Below are 25170 nucleotides of genomic sequence, written 5' to 3'. Positions count from 1 at the left end.
TTCGTACATCCTTTTTCTCTGTGTACAACGATTTTCGTTGTACACAGAGAAAAAGGATGTACAAAGCCGTGAGGGAGGACGCGCACCCCCGCGGCCACCTGTTCACACTGTGAAATAGATTCTCGCTCATTGGTCGCATCTCTTCAGAAGCGTAGACTTTTACACAACACACTTGAAGAGACTTGAAGGGAAGAAAAGCAATGCCCCACTTGCGTTCACGCACCTCAACTCACGGTCGCAACATGGCTGGCGCTCGCGCCCTGTGGCGTGCAACCGGCATGGGAGATAGCGATTTCGGTAAGCCGATTATTGCTATTGCTAACTCCTTCACCCAGTTTGTGCCCGGCCACGTGCACCTGAAGAATATGGGTTCGCTCGTCGCATCCGCTATTGAAGAAGCTGGCGGTGTTGCTAAAGAGTTCAACACTATTGCGGTGGATGATGGCATTGCGATGGGTCACGACGGCATGCTGTACTCTCTACCTTCGCGTGATTTGATTGCCGATTCTGTTGAGTACATGGTGAATGCGCACCGTGCGGACGCGCTGGTCTGCATCTCTAACTGCGATAAGATCACCCCGGGCATGTTGATGGCGGCTATGCGTCTGAATATTCCGGTTATCTTTGTGTCCGGTGGTCCTATGGAGTCTGGCGAGGGCGTTGAGGGCGTTGTTGAGCACCGCCTTGACCTCGTGGATGCGATGGTGATGGCTGTGGACGATTCGGTGAGTGATAACGACCTGGCTCAGATTGAGAAGAATGCGTGCCCTACCTGTGGTTCGTGTGCGGGTATGTTTACCGCGAACTCCATGAACTGCCTTAATGAGGCTATCGGTTTGGCTTTGCCCGGTAACGGCACCACTTTGGCTACCCAGGTGGCGCGTAAGGATCTCTTTGAGAACGCGGGTAAGCAAATTGTTGAGCTCTGCAAGCGTTACTACGAGCAGGATGATGAGTCTGTGTTGCCCCGCAACATTGCGACTAAGGCTGCGTTTGAAAACGCTATGGCGTTGGATGTTGCAATGGGAGGTTCTACCAATACTGTTCTGCATATCTTGGCAATTGCTAATGAGGGTGAGGTTGATTTCACCCTGGCTGATATTGACCGTATTTCGCGCAATGTTCCCTGTTTGGCTAAGGTTGCGCCGAACTCCACCAAATACCATATTGAGCATGTTCACCGTGCCGGTGGCATCCCCGCAATTTTGGGTGAACTAAACCGCGCTGATTTGTTGAACACTGACGTCCGCTCGGTGCATGCTGATTCACTGGATCAGTGGTTGAGCGACTGGGATATCCGTTCCGGCGCTGCAACTGAGACCGCTAAGGAGCTCTTCTTGGCTGCTCCCGGCGGCGTTCGCACCACGCAGGCTTTCTCAACCGCTAACAAGTATGAGTCCCATGAGACCGATGCTGAAAACGGTTGCATCCGCGCGGTTAAGCATGCTTACACCAAGGATGGCGGTCTGGCGGTTCTCTACGGCAATATTGCTGAAGACGGCGCTGTTATTAAGAGCGCGGGTATTGATGAGGAACTCTTTCACTTTGTGGGTAAGGCGTACGTTGTGGAATCGCAGGATGAGGCTGTACACGAGATTCTGTCTAAGAACGTAAAGGAAGGCGACATTGTCGTCATTCAGTACGAGGGTCCCAAGGGCGGCCCGGGTATGCAGGAGATGCTCTACCCGACGTCCTACCTCAAGGGTCTTGGGCTGGGTAAGAAGTGCGCGCTTATTACCGACGGACGTTTCTCGGGCGGTACCTCGGGTATTTCTATTGGTCATATTTCACCGGAGGCTGCCGCTGGTGGCGCTATTGGTTTGGTGGAGCACGGCGATGAGATTGAGATTGACGTGCATAACCGCATCCTGCGCGTGAATGTTTCTGATGCTGAGTTGGCTGAACGACGCGCGAAGAAGGGCGATGCGCCGTGGAAGCCCACCAAGCCGCGCGAGCGTGAGGTGTCGAAGGCTTTGCGTGCTTATGCTTCTATGGTGACTAGCGCTGACAAGGGCGGCGTGCGCGTTGTTCCGGAGTAAAAATGATGTAGTTTGCGTATAACAATTGGTCCCGGGTTTTACACCCGGGACCAATTGTTATCTATGGAAAAGTTTAGAAGGTGTAGATTTCTACATCCAATGGTGCTGCCAAGTGCTTTTCCCATGCTGCTACCGCACCGGTGAAGTGGGAGGTTTGCATATGCTGATCTAGAGCTTTTTGATCTTCCCATCGCTCGATAAAAGCAAAAGAAGTTTCGGAGTCTGCAAGCTTGCCAAAATCATAACTGATGTTGGTGGTTTCTTGACGGCTTGCTTCTACCAGTTCCTGAGCAATAGCGATGAATTCTTGGATATTATCGGGCTTGACCTCAACAGCGGCGCGTACACCAATCATGGTGTTCTCCTTTTAAAAGATGAGTGGTTTGGTCTTTTCAACATAACATTAGTTTTCAGTTGCTCCTCTCACAGTAATATTTTGTCCCCAGAACAGTTGAGCTCATTGCGTTAATCTTCCGTTCATAGATATAAAAGATATAAAGGATATAAACGTAAAGCTTCATAGCGCAGTCATCAGAGAGAGGAAAAGAGCATGTTAACGTCTATGTCAGCGGCGCAAGCGGCTGAGCGCTCGAGCGAACTTGCAATCTTTACCTCTCGCATGACGGGTGAAAACCGCCTGCCTCTTGTTATCACAGGACCCGCTGGGTTCGGTAAAACCACCGTGGTCACCGCGTTTGAAGATTTAGCACGCACTCATAATTGGCGCGTTATTTCAGAAACCGCCAGCAAAGGCGCTTACTCTCGTCTTACCGGCACATATTTGCCGGCGCTATGGGATTCTTTGCAAGATTCATCCGGTAGCTCTTCTGAGAAAAACTTTGAAACTCTATGTCTGACAGAGCAACTTGAGATGCTGTTGGACGCCCTTGAAGAGCTAGGCGCTGGCCTGCTTATCACCTTTGACGACTTTCAAAAATCCAGCGTGAAAGAACTCAAAGAGCTCTTTGTTTTTGCGGAAAAAACCAGAGAAACCAACCAGCCCTTGCAGATTGTGGTGGCGGGGCGTCCTACCGATATGCGCGATGTTCTTGCGCAGTCCAAGGCGTCCTACCTGAACGCGGGGGAGCGCGTAGATCTTTGCCCCTTCAACCGTGAGCAGACCGAAGCGGCTTTCAAAGAAGCATACGTGAGGTCAAACCGTAATCTTGCTAGCGATGCGTTGGCGATGATGTGCGCAGTCACCAAGGGGCATCCACATATGGTGCGTTTGCTCTCGAAATTCCTGCTGGATTCCTGCGTGCACCCGCCCACCGAACATGAGATTGAGCAAGGAGCTAAGGTTGCCACAGAGGTTCTAGACTCCACAGTATTTGAGCCGATGCTCGCCGAATTCTCTGCCGGTGACTGCGCTTTCTTGGAAGCTATGTCGGTGGATGACGGGCCGTCCAAAATGAGCGATATCGCAGCTCGTCTGGGCAAAAATCCCCAGTATGCCGGGGTCTACCGTAACCGCCTGGTTGAAGCGCATATTATTCGCGCGGCATCCTACGGCAAAGTTACCTTTGCGATTCCTCACCTGCGCGAGTATTTGCGTAGAAAAGCTGAGCAACCCTCAGACTTTGATTTTTAAAAGATTTAAAACAGAAAAACAACATCAACATTTGGAGGTGAAAAGAATGGGTATAACACCGGCAAGTATCAAAAAGATAGAGCTGACATGGGAACCGCCTGACTACACGTCGTCCTATCCTGCGGGTTACACGCAAGAGGGCGTTGCTGTTATTGCGATTATGATGCATACGCATCAGTCAAAAGGGATGTGTTACACGGGATTATCAGCGATGCTCTACGTGTCGCGTGAAAACGGTGATCGCGAGATTTTAGCGTGCGAACCAATTACAGAGGGCCGAACGCACTCAATGTTGGATTCGTGCGACGATGTGCACGTTGCCATGATTGGTCGCACTATTTTGCGGGCGTGGGAGCAGATTCCGCAGCAGTACAAAAAGAATCTGGTCACGGTGGTAGCTGATAAGCACTATCTTAAGTTGCTGTTCCGTCAGTTCCCGCATTTGAAAGAAATTCTTGAGTACAGGGCGCTTGAGAAAATTCTCAACCCTTACGAGTCTCATTCACTGGGCGAGATTCATGTGAAGGTTCTGCGCTCTGAGGCCGGTGAGGTTGTTCCTTACCACCTTGAAGAAGCATCGCGTCTTGCTCATGAGCAGATGGATCGCAACCTTGCGCAGCGTCCTTTAGAGAAACTTGAAGAGTACAGGGTCTTTACGGATTGTTCGTTCCGTTCGACAAACAATAAGCGGTACTCCAAGGGCGGACGCATGGGTATCGGAGGCGTGAGTGAGGACGGCTTTTACTTTCACTCGCACTACGATGCCACCAACATTATGACCGGTGAGCTGACTGCCATGTTGGCTGCTTTCAACATTTTCTACCACGGTGGCCGTCAGCTGATTATTCATACTGACTCTCTGGGTGCTCTCACTTTTTTGCTACGTCTGGCGCATAATCGCTGGTCTTTTGAGCACTGGGTTAAAGAGGGTGTGCAGAACCCGCAGGTCATTCAAGAAATGACCGATTTGACCACCGCTATTCGCGAACGACGCGTGCTGGTCAAGCACGTGCCGGGGCATACCGGTCACGGTCTGCAGGAATCTAGCGACTCGGTGTCTAAGATGCACCGGCACTTTCCAGGGCAGATTGTTGAAAAGTGCGATATGGCTGAGTTCAATCGCCGATGCGAGTCAATTATCACCGCGTTGTCGGGATGCCAAAAGGCTGTGCGTCTGATGTGCCCCGACTGGCTACAGATTCGCCCCTCGGTGGTTCACGCCCGCAACCGGTTGTGGAAGTAAAAACACTTACTCTACTGAAAAGATCTCCTCGCCTCTTGAGGACGGGGAGATCTTTTATTGTGAACATCTAGCATCCGCCCAGATAACCGCTCATATTAAGTGATATAGCACTCAATAGGTGGAGAGATGGCTTACTTAAGTAACGAACTTGTTTGGTTTTAGAGGCTCCACCCCGCGCACCATGCGTTACCGTAGCTCTGTACTTGACCAGAAAGTTCACTTATGAATACTCCAGAACAGATTCACCAGTCCGTCCCCCTTCTCAAAGAAGAAGACGTGCTGGTTGTCGACCAAAAAGAAATGAAGAAGGCTCTGCGAGCTACCATCTTGGGTAACTTCATGGAGTGGTTCGACATAGGCGTCTACGCATACCTTTCCGCTTCAATCACAGCTGTCTTCTTCCCCTTCGGTGAGCCCTGGAACCAGCTAGCGTTCTTCGGTGCGCTGGCCGCGACCTTCATCGTGCGTCCTATCGGCGGTCTCATTCTCGGGCCGCTGGGCGACAAGCTCGGACGCCGCAAGGTACTCGCATTCACCATCATCATGATGGCGCTGGGCACCTTCCTCATCGGTTGCATCCCCTCCTACGACAGCTGGGGCATGTGGGCACCCATCACCTTGATCCTGCTCAAGTTCGTTCAGGGCTTCTCAACCGGTGGCGAATACGCAGGTGCAGCAACCTTCATCGCAGAATACTCAGCAGACCGCCGACGCGGCTTCTGGGCGTCCTTCCTGGACATGGGCTCATACATCGGCTTCGCTTTCGCAGCTGCCCTAGCAACCGGTGTTGAACTCTTGCTCACCGACGAACAGATGATCTCATTTGGCTGGCGTATCTGCTTCTGGGTTGCTCTGCCCCTCGGTATCATCGGCGTTATCATGCGCTCGCACATCAAGGAATCAGCAACCTTCGAAGCGCAGCAGGAAGCCGCTAAAGACGAAGAAGAAAAAGGTATGGGCGCAACCCTTATTGAAATCTTCAAGAAGTACTGGCCCCAGCTTCTCACCGGTGCTGCTCTGGTAATGTGTGCACAGGTTATCGGCTACGCGCTGACCACCTTCATGCCCACCTACCTCACCGAGAACCTGGGCTACGACACCCTGCACGGTAACGCCCTGCTCATTCCGGTACTGCTGATTGTGGCGGCTGGCCTGCCCATCTTCGGTCACTTCTCAGACAAGATCGGCCGCAAGCCGATTCTGATCGCCGGCGCTATCATCAGCATCTTCCTGGCAATCCCGTCCTTCTACCTCATGATGAACGGCGGCGTCTGGATGACCTTCTTCGGCCTGCTGATTATGGGCTTCATGCTCATGTTCCAGGCAGCTATCCAGCCCTCGGCACTGCCCTCACTCTTTGCAACCGAAAACCGCTACGCAGCAATGGGTATCATGTTCAACATCGCTGTTGCGTTGCTCGGCTCAACCACCGGTTCAGTCATTACCGTTCTTGAATCATGGTGGAAGACCGACTATGCCGGCGCCTACTACATCATGATTGCCTGCGTTGTTGGCCTGATCGGTATGTTCTTCTTGCGTGAATCAGCAGGACGCAACCTGCTCGGCTCAATGCCCACCGTTGAATCACACGAAGAAGTACAGGAACTGGTTGAAACCCAGCTTGAAAACGACAAGCTCGACACCTCAACCATGCCCATTCCCGTTGTTCGCATCGAGAAGGCAGAAGCAGAACTCGCATCCGAAAACGGTACTGCAACTTCTGCTGCAGAAGATTCACAGCGCGTAGAATAAACTGCCTGAACCTTCGCGAAGAAACATGAAGGACGCCGGCGCTCAGCAACTGCTGGGCATCGGCGTCCTTGCGTTTAAAGAAGAGGAAAGCGAGTAGGACGATGCGACCGTCAGCTGGCATTGGGATTGGCATGAATCGCAATGTGAGCGTCAGCGAACCCTGCGAGAGGGACTGCTGGCGGGTCGTAGCGTCCTACAAGCATCCGTTTGCTGGCGACTGCGATCGGCTATCGAGCGCGCCTATCGCAGCTGAGCGTCGCATCCTTGGACTCAGTGTTTTACAGCGCCGGCTTGCCCTGCTTTTTGCGCTTGCGCTGGCGACGAATCAAGAAGAAAAGTAGCGCCGCAACTGCAAGGCCCAGAACAATTTTGACGATCAGGGAGTATTCATCGATGACGACTCCTACCTGCTCCCAATTTTCGCCCAGCACAAAACCGAGGTAGATAAGTACGGCGTTCCACAGGGCAGAACCTGCCAGCGAGAACAGGCCAAAGGTCACAAGATTCATGCGGTCGATGCCTGCTGGAATCGAGATGAGTGAGCGCACACCGGGCAGTAGGCGTCCAAAGAAAATGGACCATTGACCGTATTTATCGAACCATGCGAGGGACTTATCAACGTCCTCGGGCTCAACTAGCCACATCCATTCGGCGACGCGGCGCAGACGTTGCGCGCCGATGGCGGCACCAATGTAGTAGAGCACGTAGGCACCGGCTACTGAGCCTACTGTTGCCCAGATAAAGGCGGCCCACACGTTAATGGTGCCAACGGATGCGGTAAAGCCGGCGAGCGGCAGAACAACTTCGGATGGGATCGGCGGGAAGACGTTCTCAAGGAAGATGGCGATGCCCACGCCGGGCGCGCCGAGGGTTTCCATGAGAGAGATGATCCAGTTGACGATCGAATCGAACATTGAGGCCTTTCAAAATTTTTGTGGTTCTCACTATTCTCAGCGAACTTACTGTATTGCGCTACAGAACTTGCTCCGTGTCACCTGTGAAACTGACCTCTTGTAAAAGTTTTAGGCGGGACTGTCAAAAAACATACTGAGTGTCACTTTCCGTGGATTTGCGCTGTAATTTTCGGGTTTTTTTAGCGCCAATCCACGGAAAGTGAGAGGTAAATGCCGGTGAATTATCAGGTTGCCCCAATAGGCTTGAGGCTCCTTCACCTCCTACCCCTGAAAAGAGATATATGCGCGCATCATCTTTTTGCTCTGCCACTGTACGGACAGCAACTTTAGTTACTTTCAGCGCGGTATTGGCAGGATGCGGTGTGCAGACACAAACGGCCCCTGAGCCCGAGTACACAGATTTTCCGGATGCTCCGACTCAAAAAATGGCTCCGCTTAAAGCTGGCGCAAACCCGGCTAGCGGGCCGATTGCGGAACTTGCTGATTCCGAGTGGGTACAAACCACAGCCGCCCGCACGGGCATTTCCGAACGCGCGCTCACTGCTTACGCTGGCGCATCCTTACGTGTTCACCACGATAACCCGCAGTGCAATCTCGGGTGGAACGCTATCGCGGGAATTGGCGCTGTTGAAACCGCGCACGGCACTTTTCAGGGAGCATCTGTTGATGAGCAGGGTAGTGTCACCCCGCATATTCGAGGTGTTGCCCTCAACGGTGATGAGGGCGTGATGGCGATTGAAGATACCGATGACGGTGTGCTTGATGGCGATAGAAACTGGGATAGGGCAGTGGGCCCAATGCAGTTTATTCCCTCAACGTGGGAGAGCCTTGGGCAAGACGGGAATGACGATGGTACTCGCGATCCGCATCAGATAGATGACGCTGCGCTGGCAGCTGCTGTGCACCTGTGTGAGGGCGCGGTTGAGAATGAACGACAGGGCGATGTGAGCGTAAACGATAGCTGGCATTCGGCGGTTTATTCGTATAACAGGTCTAGACGCTACGCGCATCAGGTCACTGACTACGCCAATCACTATGCGGATGAAGAGACTAGCTAATACTTTCCGTGGATTTGCGCTGTAATTTTCGGGTTTTTTTAGCGCCAATCCACGGAAAGTGAGAGGGCAAGACGCGTGCCGCCACCCGCGTCCGTCATATTTCGAAACCTGGGTCACAGTTGTTTACCTGCGCCGCCTTCACCCACTATGGACAGTGAAAAGTTCTACCCTGATTAAAGGAGCACTGAGGTGGCTGAACATACTTTCGGTTTCCGCATGCGCGCATTGCACGCCGGTGGCACCCCTGACGCTGAGCACGGTTCTCGTGCCGTCCCGATTTACCAGACCTCGTCCTTCGTTTTTAAGGATGCAGATGACGCCGCTAATCTCTTCTCCTTGCAGAAGTACGGCAATATTTATTCGTGACTTTCAAACCCCACCGTGGCGGCGCTTGAGGAGCGCATTGCGTCATTGGAAGGTGGCATCGGTGCGGTAGCGACCGCATCGGGTATGGCGGCTGAGTTCATTATGTTCGTTGCTTTGTGCCAGGCAGGGGATCATATTGTGGCGTCCTCCCAGCTGTACGGCGGCACCGTGACCCAGCTGGATGTGTCGTTGCGTCGTTTTGGTGTTGAGACCACTTTTGTGCCGGGAACTGATCCGGCTGATTTCAAGGCGGCTATCCGCCCTGAGACTAAGGCAGTGTACACCGAGATTGTGGCTAACCCGTCCGGTGAGATTGCCGATTTGAAGGGGCTGGCTCAGGTCGCTCACGAGGCCGATATTCCCTTGGTGGTGGATGCGACGCTTTCCACTCCTTACCTGGTGCGCCCCTTCGAACACGGTGCTGACATCGTGATTCACTCCGTGACCAAGTTCTTGAGTGGTCACGGTACCACTCTCGGTGGTGTTGTGGTTGAGTCTGGAAAGTTCCACTGGGGTAACGGTAACTTTCCGACCATGACCGAGCCCGTGCCTTCGTACAACAATGTTTCATGGTGGGGCAATTTTGGTGAATATAGTTTCTTGACCAAACTGCGTTCTGAACAGTTGCGTGACTTTGGTCCGTCCATGAGCCCGCAGTCAGCGTTTAACCTGTTGCAGGGTGTTGAGACCCTGCCTCAGCGCGTGGACGCCCACCTTGCCAACGCGCAAGCTGTTGTCGAGTGGCTGAACACTGATCCTCGCATCGCGTACGTCAACTACGCTGGCTTGCCTGATCATCCGCATCATGCGCGTGCGCAGGAGCTTTTGCCACTAGGCGTGGGTTCTGTCTTTTCCTTTGGTGTTGCTGGTAATGAGAACGCGAGTGGACGCGACGTGGGCGCCGAGTTTATTGGTGCGCTACAACTGGCGTCGCATCTGGCTAACATTGGCGATGCTCGCACGCTCGTGTTGCATCCGGCGTCCACCACTCACCAGCAGCTCACCGCGCAGTAGCTGGTAGAAGGCGGCGTGAAAGAAGATTTGATTCGTATTTCGGTAGGTCTTGAAGATGTTGAAGACATTACCTGGGATCTTGATCAGGCACTGACTTATGCCACCGGTACTAATCGCGAAGGTGAGAAGGTGGGTGAGTCCGCTGCGGATCAGCGTGCTGCCGCAGAACGCGCCGCTCAATTAGCTGCTGAACAGGCGGCATTCGACGCGGACGCTGCTGCCTACGAAGCTGCCAAAAAGGAGGGCAAATAATGGCTGAGACTACCGAACGCACCTGGGAAGGCCCGTCAGCACCGGAGCGTCTGAACATTCTACGTGATACCCGGTCCATTGCGATCGTGGGTATGTCCGACAAGATTTCTCGTGCATCTTACTTTGTGGCAACTTACCTGCTGTCATCTTCGCGTTACACCGTGTACTTTGTGAACCCTATTCTCGCGGCGAAGGGCAAGGAAGTTTTGAGGCAGAAGGTTTACGCTTCTTTGGAGGATTTGCCTGAGGTGCCCGATATGGTTGAGATTTTCCGTCGTAACGAGGGACCTTCCCGGCGTTGTGCAAGAAGCCATTGATCTCGGAGCTAAGACCGTCTGGATGCAGCTGGGGTCGTGGAATGAGGACGCGGCGCATCTTGGTGAGAATGCCGGACTCAACGTGGTCATGGACCGCTGCGTGAAGATTGAGCACGCACGATTCCACGGCGGCCTGCACCTGGCAGGCTTCAATACCGGCGTCATTAGCTCAAAGCGTCAGGTCACAGCCTAGAGTCTGAGCAAACGTGAGAGTAGTTGTGGTGCACTATCACTTTCATAAAGTGCACCACAGCTTTCTCTCACACATAAAATCTCGCCCGCGAAAAGGGTGGGTGAGCGATTTCCCTACAGTGGGCTTTTCTGATGGTGAAAATTTGTTTCCCGCTCGGAATTTTCACCGTCAGCTCATCTCGCGGTTTACGAGACCCGAAAGTTTTTCTCTAGCCACTGCTGCCGCGTCATGGTTGCGCGCCAAGCATCCAGGCGGGTGGGGGCGCTTGCCGCGTCCGGGCGTCCTGCCGTGCCGTTTTCTACGAACTCGATGTCGCTAAAGCCGAGTTTTTCTGCCACATGACGGCTGGCATCGTTGCCGTAAATAGCCGTCCAACCTAATGCGTCAAAGCCCAGGCCCTGCGGGTCAAACGCAAACCCAATCATCACGCGAAGCGCCTCGGTGAGCAATCCCTGCCCACGAGATTCCGGGTGCGCCCAAAAGCCTAGCTCCGCGAAAGGCCCCTCAATCTCGTGGAGCGTGACGATTCCGGCGAGCTTACCCGAAGCATCAATACCCCATACCAATTCAGTGCCCTGTTCACCGGCTGCACGCGTAAGACTGATGTAGTTGCGCGCCGTTTCTTCGGTGTAGTTCAACGGCACACCCATGCACCATTTCAAGATCTCAGGGTCTTGGCAAGCGGCAGTAATAGCGGATGCGTCTGCCTCCCGCAAAGGACGCAACGTAAAGCGTTCGGCAATGAGATCTGGGTGCATGAGAGCCGTCCTTTAGTGAGGCTTATTTACCGGGGGAGCCTGAAGGCAAGCCCGCTGGCCGATAAATTCTTAACCAAAAATCATTACCAGTCTGCGTGGGCGTCGCAAAATCTAGCGGGGCGAAATGTGCGGGGAATATTCCGCTAATTCTTGCATTTGAAAGTATTAGAGAGTGTCCGAGCGGCTAAAAACCCGCGAAGTAAAGCGGTTTTTCGTAGGCTGGCTCACAAGAAAAGCGTACCAAAAGCTTTTAAGTCATAAAGCTTCATATTAATTACGGTAACCACTTTTGACGGGCATAAACTAACCCAATCACAGAAGTACGCGAAGCGTCCCCGAACAACCACGAAAGAAGTTTCACATGTCAGGTTTTACTACTCGCGCTATTCACGCCATTGAGAACATCGAGAATGAGGCAATCGTCCCGCCGATTTACCTCGCATCCACTTTCGGTCAGCCCACCACTTTCGAAGAGGGCCCCTTTGAATACCAGCGCGGCGGCAACCCCACCCGCGCCAATGTGGAAACCACCATGGCAAAAATTGAGGGTGCCAAGCATGCGCGTGTTTTCGCATCCGGCATGGGTGCAACCGCAGCGGTTATGGGTATGCTCAAGACCGGCGAGACCATGCTCATGGGAATGCCTGTATACGGCGGTAACTACCGCTTTGCAACCATCGAGCTACCCAAGCGCGGCGTCGAATCACGCTTTATCCACGACTTTGCAACCCTGAGCGATGATGACTTCGATGAGACCGTCAAGATGGTCTTTCTCGAGACTCCCACCAACCCCACCCTGCGTGTTGCTGACATTGCGCGCATCGCTGAGATTGCCCACCGCAACGGCGCAATCGTGGTTGTCGATAACACCTTCATGACGCCCTACCTGCAGCTCCCGCTAGAACTCGGCGCGGACGTCGTTGTACAGTCAGCCACCAAGTACCTAGCTGGTCACGGTGACTTGCTGGGTGGTGTTGTCACCACCAACGATGCAGAAATCGACGAGCAGGTCTTCAAAGCACAGCTGATTTCCGGCGGCATCTTGCCTCCGATGGATTCATACCGCCTGATGCAGAACGTCAAGACCTTGGCAATCCGCATGGAACGCCAGCAGGAAAACGCTCTCAAGATTATTGAGATGATGCGCGAGCACCCCGCCGTTGACGAAATTTTCTACGCGGGCTCAGCCAACGAGAATGAGGCTGAAATCCAGTCACGCCAGGCAAAGGGCATCGGCGCACTGTTCTCCTTCACCCTCACAGAAGGTAAGGACGTCAAGGCCTTCCTCGACACCCTTCAAATCTTTGAATTCGCGGTATCACTGGGCGGCATCGAATCACTGATCTGCCTGCCTGCAACCATGACGCAGGGCGCCTACGCACCTGAGCACCTCAAAGACTCGCACGTTGCCCCCAACCTGCTTCGCGTAGCGGTCGGTATCGAAGACATCGACGATCTTCTGGGCGACTTGCGCACCGCGCTCGACGCCGCGTAAACCCGCGTCCACTAGAGTTTAAAAATAACCCCGCCAACGAAAGGTAAACACACATGGCACCGGCAGTAACACGTAAAGCAGCTCTTCAGCTTGTTGGTTTGGGCGCAGTTGGCGCTTTTCTCGCGGCATGCTCGTCAGACAACGGCTCAGGGAGCACCAACGCTGCAGATAAGTTGCAGGCAATTAAGGATGCCGGCAAAATCCGCATCGGTATGGAAGGCACCTTTAAGCCCTTCGGCTACCACGACGAGTCAGGTAAGCTTGTCGGTTTCGAGAAGGAAATCGGCGACCTTATCGCTCAGGATCTCGGCGTTGAAGCGGAGTACATTGAAACTCAGTGGGACTCACTGATTGGTGGCGTTGATGCTGACCGCTACGATCTTGTGATCAACAACGTTTCGGCTACCGATGAGCGCAAGCAGAAGTACGACTTCTCAGTTCCTTACGCAATTTCAGAGGGACGCGTGGGCGTGCTCGACAACTCATCGTTGAAGAAGATTGACGACATTTCAGGTAAGACCGCAGCGCAGTCAGAGACCTCAAACTTCCGCACCCTGGTTGAAGAAAAGGGCGCGACCATCATTCCCGTCACCGGTTTTGATGAGGCAATTGAGCAGGTTCTCTCGGGTCGCGCAGACCTTACCGGCAATGACTTCGTGACCTTCCAGGCGTACATCCAGGAGCACCCCGAAGCTAAGCTCCGCTTGCTTGATGGCACTTTGGGCGAAGGTTCAGAGGCTGCGATCCTTATGCCTAAGGGTGCAACTGACCTTAAGAAAGCAGTGGATGATTCTATCACCAAGCACCTGGACAACGGCGACTTCAAGAAGATCTACGAGAAGTACGTCAACGCTGATTTGAGCCCGAAGGCATAACTAACACCATCTCAAGAGTAGTGTTCTGTCCGGCAGATACATCGTCGTCCGCTGTCCCTCTCGCTTCACTCGCGCGGGGCGCTCGGAAGCGATTCACGCCAGCCCCGAGCCAGCAGCGGACGACAGATGTATCTACCGTTCAACGGACGCCGATAGAAGGCGTTGAAACTGTCTTCGTCAGGCCTGCTCTGTGTAAGTTTTGTTGATTGCAGGCACCATCTACACCCCCAATATTTTTAAAGGTTATTGATGAACCGCTACATTGAACTCTGGATAGAGTCGCTGCCTCAGTTGCTTGAGGCAATGGTGAAGGTGACTTTGCCGCTGACTCTGATTGCGTTCGTGCTTTCACTGCTGATTGGTATTTTGGCAACCGTGATGCGCACCCGCTCGAATGTGAACCCGTTGAACTGGATTTCACGTTTTTATGTGTGGGTTTTCCGCGGAACGCCTCTGCTGGTACAGCTCTTTTTGATTTTCTACGGCCTGCCGCGTCTGGGCATTACCCTTGATACGTGGACGGCCGCCATTATCACCTTGAGCCTCAATACTGGCGCGTACGTTGCTGAGACTTTCCGCGCGTCTGTGGCGTCTATTCCGCGTGGCCAGTTTGAGGCTGCTCGCACCCTCAATTTCACTAAGATGCAGACGCTGACCAAGGTGGTTATTCCGCAGGCTGTGCGTATTGCTTTGCCGCCGCTGGGTAATGATTTGATTGACTTGGTGAAGGGCACTGCGTTGGTTTCAACGATTTCGCTGGTTGATCTTTTCCAGTCAGGACGCCAGGTGGCTGCTCGTACCTACGAGCCGCTGGCGATGTACCTTGAGGTCGCTTTCCTGTACCTGATTATTGTCACGATTCTTTCGTGGGGTCAGCGTTATCTTGAGAAGCGCAGCAGCCGCTATGTAAGGAGTGCGAATGCTTAAGCTTGAGGATCTTACAAAGAGCTTTGAGGCCACCACGGTGCTCGATAACATCTCGCTGGACCTTGAGAGTGGCGAGACCACTGTTATTTTGGGCCCGTCGGGTTCGGGTAAGTCTACGTTGCTGCGTTGCTTGAACTTGTTGGAGACTCCGCAGTCCGGCACTTTGTTTATTGAGGGCGATCTTGTGGAGTTCGGCGGTAAGCTCACCGATGAGCAGGTGCGCACTATCCGCAAGCACTCGGCTATGGTGTTTCAGAGCTTTAATCTTTTCCCGCATTACACTGCTTTGCAGAACGTGGCGTTGGCGCCGGTTCTTAACGGCAAGATGAATAAGAAGGACGCGAACAAGCTGGCGTCTGACTTGCTGGATAAGGTGGGTTTGGGTGCGAAGAAGGATTCGTACCCCGATAATCTTTCGGGTGGTCAGCAGCAGCGTGTGGCTATTGCTCGCGCGCTTGCGGTCTCACCCGATTACTTGCTGTTTGATGAGCCAACGAGCGCGCTTGATCCGGAGCTTGAGGCTGAAGTAATCGGTGTTCTGATTGATTTGGCGCGTGAAAAGCGTTCGTTGGTTGTGGTTACCCACAATATGGCGTTTGCGCAGAAGGTAGCCGACCGCATCGTCTTTCTTGAGGGCGGGCATGTGCTGTATAACGGCAGACCAGAAGGCTTTTTCTCGTCAACGAATGAACGTATTCGCAGGTTCTTAAATATCTTCGAAACCGTTTAAGGCTGCTTGAGTAGATCAATAAATGAGGAGCGGGCAAGGCGTTGGCGCCTTACCCGCTCTTTTGTTGTCCTTTTATTTACGGGCACCTGAACTTTTTATAGTTCACTTGATTAACAGTCCAGTAACTGGAATCTATGTTTAAGGTTATCTCTCAAGGTTGGCTAAAAACCACAATTTAGTGTTGTCCGTTTTGCCTAGTCACGGTGCTTATTATCTGCAAAATACTTTTTTCTTCAACCAATATGGGTACAGCCTGGGGCTGTATGTCGGACGCTCAGACTGCTTATAAATAGCCAAAAACCCGTAGCGTGGTAGATGGTCTTGCACCAGTTCGGGTAGGGGAAACCTGAACTGCGGGGAAGAGCAAGACTGTATCGCACACACCGTGTTACGCGTAAATCACGCCCATTTTTATCTACAAGGGGATAACAAATTTTATGGGCGACTTCCGTCTAAACCGTCGAACTGCTTTGATCGCTGTCGGTGCAGGTGCCGGCGTACTTGCCGCATCACCGGCTTATGCGGCTGAAGAATCAGGCACAATTACTCCGCCGACTCCTGTACCTGATCCCAGCACACAGACTCTTGCTCAGCGATTCATCTCGCAGCAGCAGTTTGTTATTGCACATCGCGGTGCTGGCGATGTTAATCCTGAGCACACCGCTTACGCTTACCAGCAGGCAATCCTTAAGGGTGCGCAGGCTATAGAAATCTCAGTGAGCTCCACTGTGGATGGCGAGCTCGTGTGTATGCACGATAACGCACTTTCACGCACCACCACTCAGAAGAGCGGCTACGTCAGCAGCACTACTTTGGCTGATGTAAAGCGCGCCATGATTGATATGCGCCCGTTCCTGGGTTCTGGCACTCCGCTGCAGAATATCGTGACTCTTGACGAAGCTCTAGATCTGATTGCGGCAACTCCTGCAGGCGGTACTTACGGCTCATCTGGCCCTAACACCATCTTCTTCTTGGAAGCTAAGGATTCTGCGGCTCAGCTGAAGATTCTGGATGTTATGACCCGCCGTGGCCTGGTTGGTCAGACCGTCATTAAGATGTACCGCAACGGTGCCGGTGGCTTTGATCCCAACGCAGGTTTTGCAAAGTACGCCAAGGACGCTGGTTTCTTGACCTGGTGCTACTTCGACGCTGGCGATGCTGCCACCTCGATTAACGCTATGGCTCAGTCAGCTAATGTTGACCTGATTGGTCTGCCCTACTTTGAGACTGTTCTGGATCGCAACTACGCATCAATGTCTGATTACAAGGTGCGACAGGTTGTAGCGATGGGTAAGCCCGTTATTATGTGGGAAATTCACCGTCGCAGCGCAATGGAGCACTTCGCATCCTTGGGCGTTCGCGGCTTCATGTCGCCGGATCCTTACTGGCTCTCCGGCGGTAGCATGGCGGCAGATTTGAAGCTGACCACCGCGCGTCGTCAGCACGGTATGCTTCCGGCTGGCCAGCAGGATGTTGCGAATATGCCGGTGTGGGAAAACGGTGCGCTGATTCACCGTCAGACCTACGATGAGTCCATCATGCTTGGTCCTTTGACTCCGTTGGCGCAGTCTTACCCTTCGTATGTTCTGTACTTCACGATGAAGTGGGAAGATCTGTTGCCGACCACTAACTGGCAGTACGGCTACATTGCTTTCGGTCGCCAGACCGATGCGCCGTTCGGCTTGGGTGGTAAGCACGCTGTTACGAACAACAATGGTTGCTATGTTTTGGCGATTCGTCCTAAGGCTGATGCTATGGATGAGAACGGCAAGTACGTCAACGGCGACATGATTCAGCTGCTTCGTATCGATAATGGAACGAATAATCCTGTGCCGGTGAAGACTCTTTACCCCAAGCAGGGTTTTGCGCCGAATAAGGATATCAACGGCAAGATTATCGTTCGTCCTGACTCAATCACTATTGATGTTGCCGGTGCGCGTTCAGAGGCTATTGCAGATACCGCGTACCGTGGCCCCTACATGCACTTTGGTCGTTACCATGACAACTCAACCGGTGGCGGTCTGGCGCTCAGCAATGTGACTGCGTACCGCCTGTAGGACGCTTGTATAAAGCAAAGCGGGGGAGCACGGTTTATCGTGCTCCCCGCTTTGTTATAGCGTGACGGGTCTGGTCGTTCCCGCGGTTTCTCATCGGTGAGTTGCCTTGCGCTATGTTCACTGCTTGTCTTTTGAGGACGTTTTTATCTTCTCAGTAAATATGCAGATAGTCACCCACATTTACTAAATTCTTTTCAGGTATTTTTCAGTGTAGGCTTTATGTCTTTTTGTTACTGTCCGGTATCTTGGCGAATTTTTCCTTAATCAGCACGAGGAGTGGGCATCCATACCTCTGCTTCAGAATCTGATGGGTAATAATGCCCCTCAGGAATCGTTTGAAGTTCGATAAGCATTCCCCAAGGAGCTTTTACATAGACGCTGCCGTTGCCCTCTGAGTCTTCGTATCGGCTATTTCCGTGTACTTCTGACAGTGCTGTGCCGCCTGCGGCGACCAAGCGTTCAAGAGATTCGTTGATGTCGTCGCAGTAAAAAGAAACATGGTTGAGACCAAAGTCAGCGAGTCCTGCGGCTTCTCTTTGCTTTCCTGAAATTTCAAAAACTTCTAAGCCGGGTCCATTGCCGATAACAAAGAATCGCTGACGGTGGATTGCAGCTCCCTGGGGTAGTCCTAGCTGACGTTCTACCTCCGGCCCCTGACGTGGCTCATCATCCGGTGAGAGTCCGTCGTACGCTATCTTGGCACCCAGACCTTCTACAAGAAATGTGGTTGCAGCTTCTAAATCGGAAACCGTCACTCCGATATGTTGTACAGCTCGGGGCAGTGCGAGATTCTTCTTGTTAGTCATGGTTTAAACATACTCCTCTGGCACGAAGGTAATCAGCCTGCTTTTAAAATGCGGAAGGTCATTGCGAAGGTATTACAGTGCACTGTTTATCGGGAACGCGGTGTTTCTTCGCCGTAAAATGTGCTCCTGCCACTAGCCGTGCGATATGGGTATATGTAAGGCTAAAAGTGAGTAAACAAACGAAGGGGTTTCTTGTGAGTCGTTTTGAACATGAAATCGGTCAGCAATCGCTATCGAAGGGTAAGACTGTCCCAGCAGCTGCTCAGACAATGATTCGCTCTGCCCCTTTTGCGCATCCGCCAGCGGGTGATGTTCAAGGTTTCTATGAGCGTGGGACCGCACGTTTTACCGGAATCCCGTATGCTCGGGCGGAACGATTTGAAGCTCCTCACCCGCTTGATCGCTGGGACGATGTCCTAGTGGCGACGCGTCCTGCCCCGGCATGCCCGCAAAATCCCAGCCCCGCCATTGAGAACATGTTTCACGCCCGCGTCGAAGAACTGGGCTTTAGCGAGGATTGCCAGAACCTTTCGATTACAGCGCCCGAGGATGCGGCTGAGGGCGATGACCTGCCGGTAATGGTGTGGATTCACGGCGGTTCAAACATTTGCGGTGCAGGCGATATGCACGGTACAAATCCGACTGCCCTGGTCACCGAACAGAACGTGGTAGTGGTGAACGTGACCTACCGCCTGGGCATCCTGGGATATCTCAATATTGAGGGTCACCCCGCCAACCGCGGTCTTCTAGATCAGGCAGAAGCTTTGCGCTGGGTGCGTCGTAATATCGCAGCTTTTGGCGGTAACCCTGAGAACATCACGGTCTTTGGCCAGTCCGCCGGCGCGGATGCTATCCAGCACCTCCTATCCCTGCCTGAGTCATTGTTTGACCGTGCAATCTTGCAGAGCCCACCTGCTGGTATCGTGCTAGGACGCGAGTCAATGACAGCCAAAATGCTTAAACTTGGCGCCGACCTGAACCAAGACACCCCGATTTCTGACATTCTGGCCCTCGAGAAAAAGATTCTGAAATCGGTGCTCGGGTACGGGGTAAAAACGGGTATGGCATTCGGTGTGCAACACGGTGCCGAACCCGTTCCACCCGCCGCCATGCTCCCTATTGCGTGGCAAAAGAAATCCCACGTAGCGCTCATGGTAGGGCACACACAGTACGAGACGGGGTTCTTTACCCAGACTCTCGGCATCGCCGATGCTCTACAGCCGCTGGGCAAGACGGGGTCACGCATCCAAGAAAAACTGATTGAATCAACGACGCGTTCGGTCTACGCCGCGGGGATCGAGGAGTTCACTCGTAACCAGCAGGAGGCGGGCGCACCGGTGACTCGGTACGAGCTGAGCTGGCACGGGTCAGGGGAACTTGGAGCGGTTCACGGCATCGACGTGCCACTGCTTTTTGAAGAACCCGGCATTGAAAACCTGCCGATTATCGATGGCGCTACCGCCCAAGAGGTTCACCGTGCAGGGGTGCTGCTGCGTAATATTTGGGCTGATTTTGCCCGAGGACTCGACGTGTCAACACAGCGTGAAGAAGGAATTATCAGCTTTATCTAACATTATTGCTAGGGGCGAACCTAATAACGCTCAATCATGCACGGCACAAAACGGCTGTAATAGTCGGTGATGTACCCGTCTGCCTCGCGCATAGCAAAAGCGACGGATTCAGCGTCCACCACCCACGCACCAAGTAGCGGGTGGTTAGGTTCGTTCTCATCACTCAGGTAGTTCGGTGCCTGAACGTACGCCTGGTAGATGTACTCCTCTTCTGTTGCCGTTTCGGTGATGTAGCCGTCCGTGTGTTCAACGTGCACGTCAAAACTCGGCGCGTTAATCACGATGCCGTCACCCTCGCGCCCAAACAGGGGTTTCTTTACCCAGTCGCGCATCTCGCGCGGGGAATCAAGGTAAGCAGGCACAAGTAGCGGATGATGCGGGAACAGCTCCCACAGCGCCACCAGCAGAATCTTGTTAGAGAGGAACATCTTCCACGCTGGCTCAAACCAGTTATCCATCGCCTCATAACCGCCGTTGGCAAGCACCTTGCCGTACTCGTCAGAGACCATATCTTCCCACGGGTAGAGCTTAAAGAGATTGCGGACGCGCCGCCCAGCAGCATCGTGCCAGATGCGGTTTTTCGCGTCCCAAAATAGCTGATCAATATCGATAATGTGGGTTTCCCAGCCCGCCATCTTCGCGGCGTGTGCCACTACCTCAAGGTTGGCTTTGTCTTCGCCGGTGGGGTTGATCTCGTCATTGACGCAGGCAAGATGCAGCACATGATGCTCGGTATAGTCACGTAGTTCGCGCCAGCGTGACGCAAAACCGGTGCCTAGCTCGTTCCACTCTTCAAAGCCCTGCAAGTGCATGTTCTTGTCGGTAAACCAGGTGGACTGCGAGATAGCGCCCTCCACCATGCCGGTGGGGGTATCTGCGTTGTATTCCAGCAACTTGAGAGAATCATCGTCACTGTTGTAGATGAAATCAAAGCGGCCGTAAAAGTCGGGCTCGCGTCGTCGCCAAGAATCTAACGCCAAGCGGATAGCGTGATCGGGCAACCCTAAACGGAATAGGAGCGGGCCGTTGATGATGTGATCGATAGCTTCCAAGCACATGGCGTGGGCTTCTTCGATGCGGTCTTGCAACCACATCGTCTCACCGCGGGTGAAAGTGTAGGCGGCAAATTCGTTCCAGTAGTGGTCATCGCCGTCAAAATCCTGCGAGAAAACGAGGCCCTCAGACTTGATGGTGTTTTCCCAATCTGGGCGAGGGGCGGGGAAGGTTTTGCGTTGCATGGAATCCTCTGAAGTTGTGAACGGGTAAAACTAGCGGTTGAGGTCTCTATTACCCGCCCTTTGATCCGCCACCTGTACGCGCGCCGCTACCAAAGCCACCGCGGCTCGAGCTCTTGCTTGACTTTCCGCCGTATTTGCTGTCACCGGATGCTTTACCTGCGCTGCTGCTACTTTTCGCGTCGCGGAACGACTGCGCGAAGGTGCCACCCTGCCGTGAAATACCCTTGTAAATATGGCCGTTGGTGGGACGCGTCGTCTGACCACCAGCTACTTTTTGCCCCATGCCGGGAACACGATTTGCTGAGGATGAGGAGTTGCTAACCCAGTACCAGCCGTGCCCACCGCTGGAATGTCCGCCGCCGCCGGATTCACCGTCGTCTATGTTCTTACAGTAGGAGTCATCAACACGCTCATTGGTGGCTTCGTCGTAGCAAACCTGCGCGTACTGGCGTGAAACTTCGCGGTTGGTTCGGTTCGGACGTGGCTGTGTAGCGCGCACGGGTGCGTGCGTGACGCCGTAGCCGGCCGCAGCGAGGACGCCCGCGGCTGCGGCAGTGGTCACCGCGATGATGAACGGGTGGCGAGGGCGGTGAAGTGACATAGAAAAGCCAATCGGTGAGTGAGCGTGACCTCACTATCTTATCGAAGAGGGTCGGCCAGTAACGAGGAACCTCACTTTCTGTGGATTTGCGCTGGAATTTGGTCGTTTTTACAGCGCAAATCCACGGAAAGTGCTTAGCTCCTAGAACGTGAATTGTGCCAGCGTGGTGCACTCATAGCCATCAACGTTTTTAAAACCTAATGAGAGGTAGAAATCAATGACGTGCTGATTAGCAGCTGCAGAGTCTGTCGTCAGATAAGTTTGGCGAATTTTAGCCTCAGAAATACGGGTGAGGACGCGATTCATTAGCTCGCGACCGATGCCCTGCCGTTGATAGTCAGGTAGAACCAAGAGGTCTTGAATATAGGCAACACTAAAACCGTCGCCAACCACGCGCGCTAGCCCAACAAGAGCATCCTCATCGAAGGCAGCGTACACATACCAGCAGTTTCTTACCATGGGTACTAGATCTTCAGGATTATTGCTGTATGCGCCCCACCCTACGGCGGTGTAGAGGTTGAGCAGTTGCTCGGCGTCTAGTTCTTTGGTTTCAACATACTTCATGAGTGAAATCTACAGCACCTGAATCGGGCTGACCTTACTTTCCGTGGATTCGCGCTGTAATTTTGGTGTTTTTACAGCGCAAATCCACGGAAAGTGCGGTGATTGGTGGGGTCTAACGCCATTCCCCGCCAATCACTGCGTACTGTTTACGCAATGACGCGTGGTTTTTGGCCGGTGGAATATACACCCAGGCGGTGTGTGTGGTGCCGTCCGTGGTCTCTACTTCGTGAAGGACCCTGTTATACAAATTGTCGTCATGCTCAGGATGCGCCGGGTCAGTGTCTTCAAGTTCGTCAAGGGCAGCCGAAACCTGCGCCCAAGCGGTCGCATCCACAAAAACTAGGGTGCCGAGGATGCGGGCGCTCGCATCCTGGGCGGGCAAAAGATAGGGAAAGCTGCCGCCCCAACGCTTAGCTGTCAAGCCACTGCTTACAAGCCTCTGCGCTCGCGTCCTGAAAACGAGAACGAGCACGGAGGATTTTTATACTTAGAATCCCGCGAGAAAAGTCTTACAGGAGCGATGACCAGAGTCTGCAGACGTTCTCTACCATTTTTACGCGTAGCGGGCGTTCTACCCATTCGCTGTAGCGAATTTCTTTGGTGAGTTTGTCGTAGTCTTCAACGATGCTTTCAATTTCGTGGACGACCTCTCGGTTGACGACGAAAGTTGAGATTTCCATGTTGAGCGAGAATGAGCGCGGGTCCATGTTTGATGAGCCGATGAAAGCGATGTCATCGTCAATAAGCATGAACTTGGAGTGCAGGACGGTGGGGCCGGGGTAGGCATGAATCTTGACGCCGGTGCGCAGAAGTTGCTCGTAATAGGAGCGTTGTCCCATGTTGGCGAGGAACTGGTCGCCCTTTTCCGTCACGATGAGGTCCACCCGAATGTTAGAGAGAGCGGCGTTGGTGAGCGCTTGCAGAAGTGTTTCTTCAGGGACGAAGTAGGGCGAGCAAATAAGGATGCGTTTTTCGGCATTGTAGATGAGGTAGTTGATCAGGCGCAGGTTATTTTCGGTTTCGTAACCGGGGCCTGATGGTACTACCTGGGCTAGCGCACCGCCGTGAACTTCTTCGAGGGTAGGTTTAATTTCTTCGAGAAGGAGTTCTTTGGTTTCTGAGTACCAGTCTGAGATGAAGACTGCGTTGAGTTCTTCGACGATGGGGCCGCGGGCAGTGAACGAGAGGTCCAGCCATTCAAGACCTTTTCGTTTGTTGCGTCGGGTTTCGTAGGAGCGGTGAATAGCGTTCTGCGAGCCGGCGAATGCTTGTTCGCCGTCAATGATGACGATTTTGCGGTGGTTGCGAAGATCAGGACGCTGCCATTTACCTTTGAAGGGTTTGACGGGTAGCATGAGGTGCCAGTCCATCTCGTCCTGCTTCAAAATGCGCTTGAGCTTTTTGAAGCCTGCATATTTGCGCGAGCCGATATGGTCAACGAGGACACGAACGGTGACGCCGCGCTGGTGGGCGCGCACAAGGGCGTCCCACAGGGGCGAGGTGGCTTTGTCGTAAGCGGCGATGTAGAACTCTACGTGCACATAGTGCTGTGCCTTATCGACTTCTGCCGCTAGGTCAATCATTGCCTGGTGGTTATCAGGGTGCAGAGTAAAACTGTTGCCGCTGACCATGGGAAGCGCGCCGAGTTTGTAGTTCAGGTTTGCGGCTACGCGCACCTCGTCTGAGATGCGGTGGTTGTTGCCCAGGATCGGATCGTTGGTGGGGACTGCCTCGCGCATGAGTTCGTTCATGACGCGCTGACGAGCGCGACGGTAGCGGGGCAGGTGTGATGATCCGAAAATCAAGAAGGCAATAAACCCTATGTAGGGCAGGAAGAAGATTGCCATGAGCCAACCGAGTGCCACGTTGGGTTTGCGGTTGTACGGTAACCAGCAGATAGCGATAATGCGGATGACGATATCGATAATGACTGCAACAACAGATGCCCAGGGGAGTAAGTCTGGGATGTTAATGAAGGGATAGGTTAGCTGGTTCATCGTTTATAAGTGTATCGTGTGTGGGCTGGCTGGTTTCTTTTTGTGTCGAAGGTTCTTGTGGTGAACACAACCGCGGTTAAAGCCGGTTTGGGGTATTTCAAAACTCAAAAGAGACATAAAATTGCAGTTATGCAAAAAAGTGAGGTATCGCTACGCGAACGCAGAAAAGATCGCACCTGGAAAGCAATTCACGAGTCTGCCCAGCAACTCGTGCAAGAACGCGGTCTAAAAGGCACTACCACCGAAGAAATCGCGGTGAGTGCCGGGGTGTCGCCGCGTACCTTCTTCAACTATTTTGCCACGAAAGAGGACGCCGTACTGGGCTTACGCAAGCCTCGTTTAGCTCCTGAAATGCTTGAGGCCGATGCCGGCCGTCACGATGTCTATGTCTTTGAACGCATCACCCATTTGCTACTCGATATCCTGGTGGCAAGTTTTGGTGAGGACGCCCTGCCGCGCATCAAAAAAAAGGTGGAACAGTACCCGGAGCTTCGCAATCGCATCAAATGGATTCAAATCTCCGGTGAGCAGATTCTTACCGATTTTTTGCTGACGATTGACTGGAAAACGTTCGCCGCGAACGGCCGTAAGGGCGAGTTCCCTTTGCTGGGGGAGGGTGTTGAACCTGATGCTGATACTTTCTCGCGTGTGCGCGCGTCCGTTCTCATTGCTTCTGCAGCAGTGCGTCACCTTGAGCTGCACAAGGGCGCTGTAGATCTTGAGAACATTGACCGGTACATCTCAGATACTGTGGCGATGTTCCGTATGCTGCTTCGCGAAGACTAGCGCTGGTACACCGCTGAAATTCAAAG

The 25170-nt window shown here is 53.2% G+C and carries 21 protein-coding genes and 2 pseudogenes; 14 read left to right on the top strand and 9 right to left on the bottom strand.

Annotated features, from left to right (window positions below):
- Positions 1–200: 200 nt before the first annotated feature.
- Positions 201–2039 carry a dihydroxy-acid dehydratase gene (ilvD, locus tag IDM49_RS10420; RefSeq protein WP_190724454.1) on the top strand — a complete coding sequence of 613 codons (1839 nt, stop codon included), beginning with the start codon at positions 201–203 and terminating at the stop codon, positions 2037–2039.
- Positions 2040–2112: 73 nt separating this feature from the next.
- Here ilvD and IDM49_RS10415 read toward each other — a convergent pair whose 3' ends face one another.
- The gene (locus tag IDM49_RS10415) at positions 2113–2394 is read right to left on the bottom strand and encodes a putative quinol monooxygenase (protein WP_168614118.1); all 282 of its coding nucleotides are present in this window, start codon (positions 2392–2394) and stop codon (positions 2113–2115) included.
- A 195-nt stretch (positions 2395–2589) separates the two neighbouring features.
- On the opposite strand from IDM49_RS10415, the gene IDM49_RS10410 reads away from it, so the two are divergent.
- The 3 genes from IDM49_RS10410 to IDM49_RS10400 all read left to right on the top strand — a co-directional run bounded on the left by IDM49_RS10410 (position 2590) and on the right by IDM49_RS10400 (position 6625).
- Positions 2590–3630: an AAA family ATPase gene (locus tag IDM49_RS10410; protein ID WP_190724453.1), complete on the top strand. Its 1041-nt coding sequence runs from the start codon at positions 2590–2592 to the stop codon at positions 3628–3630.
- Positions 3631–3676: 46 nt separating this feature from the next.
- Positions 3677–4873, top strand: coding sequence for an RNase H family protein (locus IDM49_RS10405; protein WP_190724452.1), 1197 nt, complete (start codon positions 3677–3679; stop codon positions 4871–4873).
- Between the two features lie 222 nt (positions 4874–5095).
- Positions 5096–6625: an MFS transporter gene (locus IDM49_RS10400; protein ID WP_190724451.1), complete on the top strand. Its 1530-nt coding sequence runs from the start codon at positions 5096–5098 to the stop codon at positions 6623–6625.
- A 278-nt stretch (positions 6626–6903) separates the two neighbouring features.
- On the opposite strand, the gene IDM49_RS10395 is transcribed toward IDM49_RS10400, so the two are convergent.
- Positions 6904–7539, bottom strand: a complete 636-nt coding sequence (locus IDM49_RS10395) for a DedA family protein (protein ID WP_168614122.1) — start codon at positions 7537–7539, stop codon at positions 6904–6906.
- Positions 7540–7901: 362 nt separating this feature from the next.
- Between IDM49_RS10395 and IDM49_RS10390 the strand changes: the two genes are divergently transcribed.
- From IDM49_RS10390 to IDM49_RS10380, 3 genes and pseudogenes are all read left to right on the top strand, one after another.
- Entirely contained in the window at positions 7902–8597 is a 696-nt protein-coding gene (locus IDM49_RS10390; RefSeq protein ID WP_228008090.1) for a lytic transglycosylase domain-containing protein, read from the top strand.
- Between the two features lie 189 nt (positions 8598–8786).
- Positions 8787–10229: pseudogene (locus IDM49_RS10385) on the top strand (O-acetylhomoserine aminocarboxypropyltransferase/cysteine synthase family protein).
- Positions 10229–10739, top strand: a pseudogene (locus tag IDM49_RS10380) (CoA-binding protein). Before IDM49_RS10385 ends, IDM49_RS10380 begins: the two co-directional pseudogenes overlap by 1 nt.
- Before the next feature lie 185 nt (positions 10740–10924).
- Here IDM49_RS10380 and IDM49_RS10375 read toward each other — a convergent pair.
- Entirely contained in the window at positions 10925–11497 is a 573-nt protein-coding gene (locus IDM49_RS10375) for a GNAT family N-acetyltransferase (RefSeq protein WP_190724449.1), read from the bottom strand.
- A 361-nt stretch (positions 11498–11858) separates the two neighbouring features.
- On the opposite strand from IDM49_RS10375, the gene IDM49_RS10370 reads away from it, so the two are divergent.
- The 5 genes from IDM49_RS10370 (at position 11859) to IDM49_RS10350 (ending at position 17581) form a co-directional block, all read left to right on the top strand.
- Positions 11859–12992, top strand: coding sequence for a trans-sulfuration enzyme family protein (locus tag IDM49_RS10370; protein WP_190724448.1), 1134 nt, complete (start codon positions 11859–11861; stop codon positions 12990–12992).
- Positions 12993–13045: 53 nt separating this feature from the next.
- A complete protein-coding gene (locus IDM49_RS10365; RefSeq protein WP_168614125.1) occupies positions 13046–13867 on the top strand; it encodes a transporter substrate-binding domain-containing protein in 822 nt (273 codons plus the stop codon).
- A gap of 249 nt (positions 13868–14116) precedes the next feature.
- Positions 14117–14794, top strand: a complete 678-nt coding sequence (locus tag IDM49_RS10360) for an amino acid ABC transporter permease (protein ID WP_168614126.1) — start codon at positions 14117–14119, stop codon at positions 14792–14794.
- Complete coding sequence (locus IDM49_RS10355) at positions 14787–15524, top strand: amino acid ABC transporter ATP-binding protein (protein ID WP_168614127.1); 738 nt, start codon at positions 14787–14789, stop codon at positions 15522–15524. The genes IDM49_RS10360 and IDM49_RS10355 overlap by 8 nt, the downstream gene beginning before the upstream one ends.
- 437 nt (positions 15525–15961) lie before the next feature.
- Complete coding sequence (locus tag IDM49_RS10350; RefSeq protein WP_190724447.1) at positions 15962–17581, top strand: glycerophosphodiester phosphodiesterase; 1620 nt, start codon at positions 15962–15964, stop codon at positions 17579–17581.
- 260 nt (positions 17582–17841) lie between these two features.
- Here the strand turns inward: IDM49_RS10350 and IDM49_RS10345 are convergent, their stop codons facing one another.
- A complete protein-coding gene (locus IDM49_RS10345) occupies positions 17842–18387 on the bottom strand; it encodes a VOC family protein (protein ID WP_190724446.1) in 546 nt (181 codons plus the stop codon).
- 194 nt (positions 18388–18581) lie between these two features.
- Between IDM49_RS10345 and IDM49_RS10340 the strand changes: the two genes are divergently transcribed.
- Positions 18582–19958 carry a carboxylesterase family protein gene (locus IDM49_RS10340; RefSeq protein ID WP_190724445.1) on the top strand — a complete coding sequence of 459 codons (1377 nt, stop codon included), beginning with the start codon at positions 18582–18584 and terminating at the stop codon, positions 19956–19958.
- Between the two features lie 20 nt (positions 19959–19978).
- On the opposite strand, the gene IDM49_RS10335 is transcribed toward IDM49_RS10340, so the two are convergent.
- The 5 genes from IDM49_RS10335 to cls form a co-directional block, all read right to left on the bottom strand.
- Entirely contained in the window at positions 19979–21196 is a 1218-nt protein-coding gene (locus IDM49_RS10335; RefSeq protein ID WP_190724444.1) for a glutathionylspermidine synthase family protein, read from the bottom strand.
- A gap of 49 nt (positions 21197–21245) precedes the next feature.
- Positions 21246–21797, bottom strand: a complete 552-nt coding sequence (locus IDM49_RS10330) for a hypothetical protein (protein WP_190724443.1) — start codon at positions 21795–21797, stop codon at positions 21246–21248.
- 141 nt (positions 21798–21938) lie between these two features.
- The gene (locus IDM49_RS10325) at positions 21939–22361 is read right to left on the bottom strand and encodes a GNAT family N-acetyltransferase (protein WP_168614133.1); all 423 of its coding nucleotides are present in this window, start codon (positions 22359–22361) and stop codon (positions 21939–21941) included.
- 112 nt (positions 22362–22473) lie between these two features.
- Positions 22474–22782 carry a gamma-glutamylcyclotransferase family protein gene (locus IDM49_RS10320; protein ID WP_168614134.1) on the bottom strand — a complete coding sequence of 103 codons (309 nt, stop codon included), beginning with the start codon at positions 22780–22782 and terminating at the stop codon, positions 22474–22476.
- Positions 22783–22870: 88 nt separating this feature from the next.
- Complete coding sequence (gene cls / locus IDM49_RS10315) at positions 22871–24358, bottom strand: cardiolipin synthase (protein ID WP_190724442.1); 1488 nt, start codon at positions 24356–24358, stop codon at positions 22871–22873.
- Between the two features lie 129 nt (positions 24359–24487).
- Between cls and IDM49_RS10310 the strand changes: the two genes are divergently transcribed.
- The gene (locus IDM49_RS10310) at positions 24488–25144 is read left to right on the top strand and encodes a TetR/AcrR family transcriptional regulator (RefSeq protein WP_190724441.1); all 657 of its coding nucleotides are present in this window, start codon (positions 24488–24490) and stop codon (positions 25142–25144) included.
- The last annotated feature ends 26 nt before the right edge of the window (positions 25145–25170 follow it).

Source organism: Rothia terrae (assembly GCF_014705925.2).
Lineage (GTDB): Bacteria > Actinomycetota > Actinomycetes > Actinomycetales > Micrococcaceae > Rothia > Rothia terrae.
This window is presented reverse-complemented; position numbering and strand designations above follow the sequence as displayed.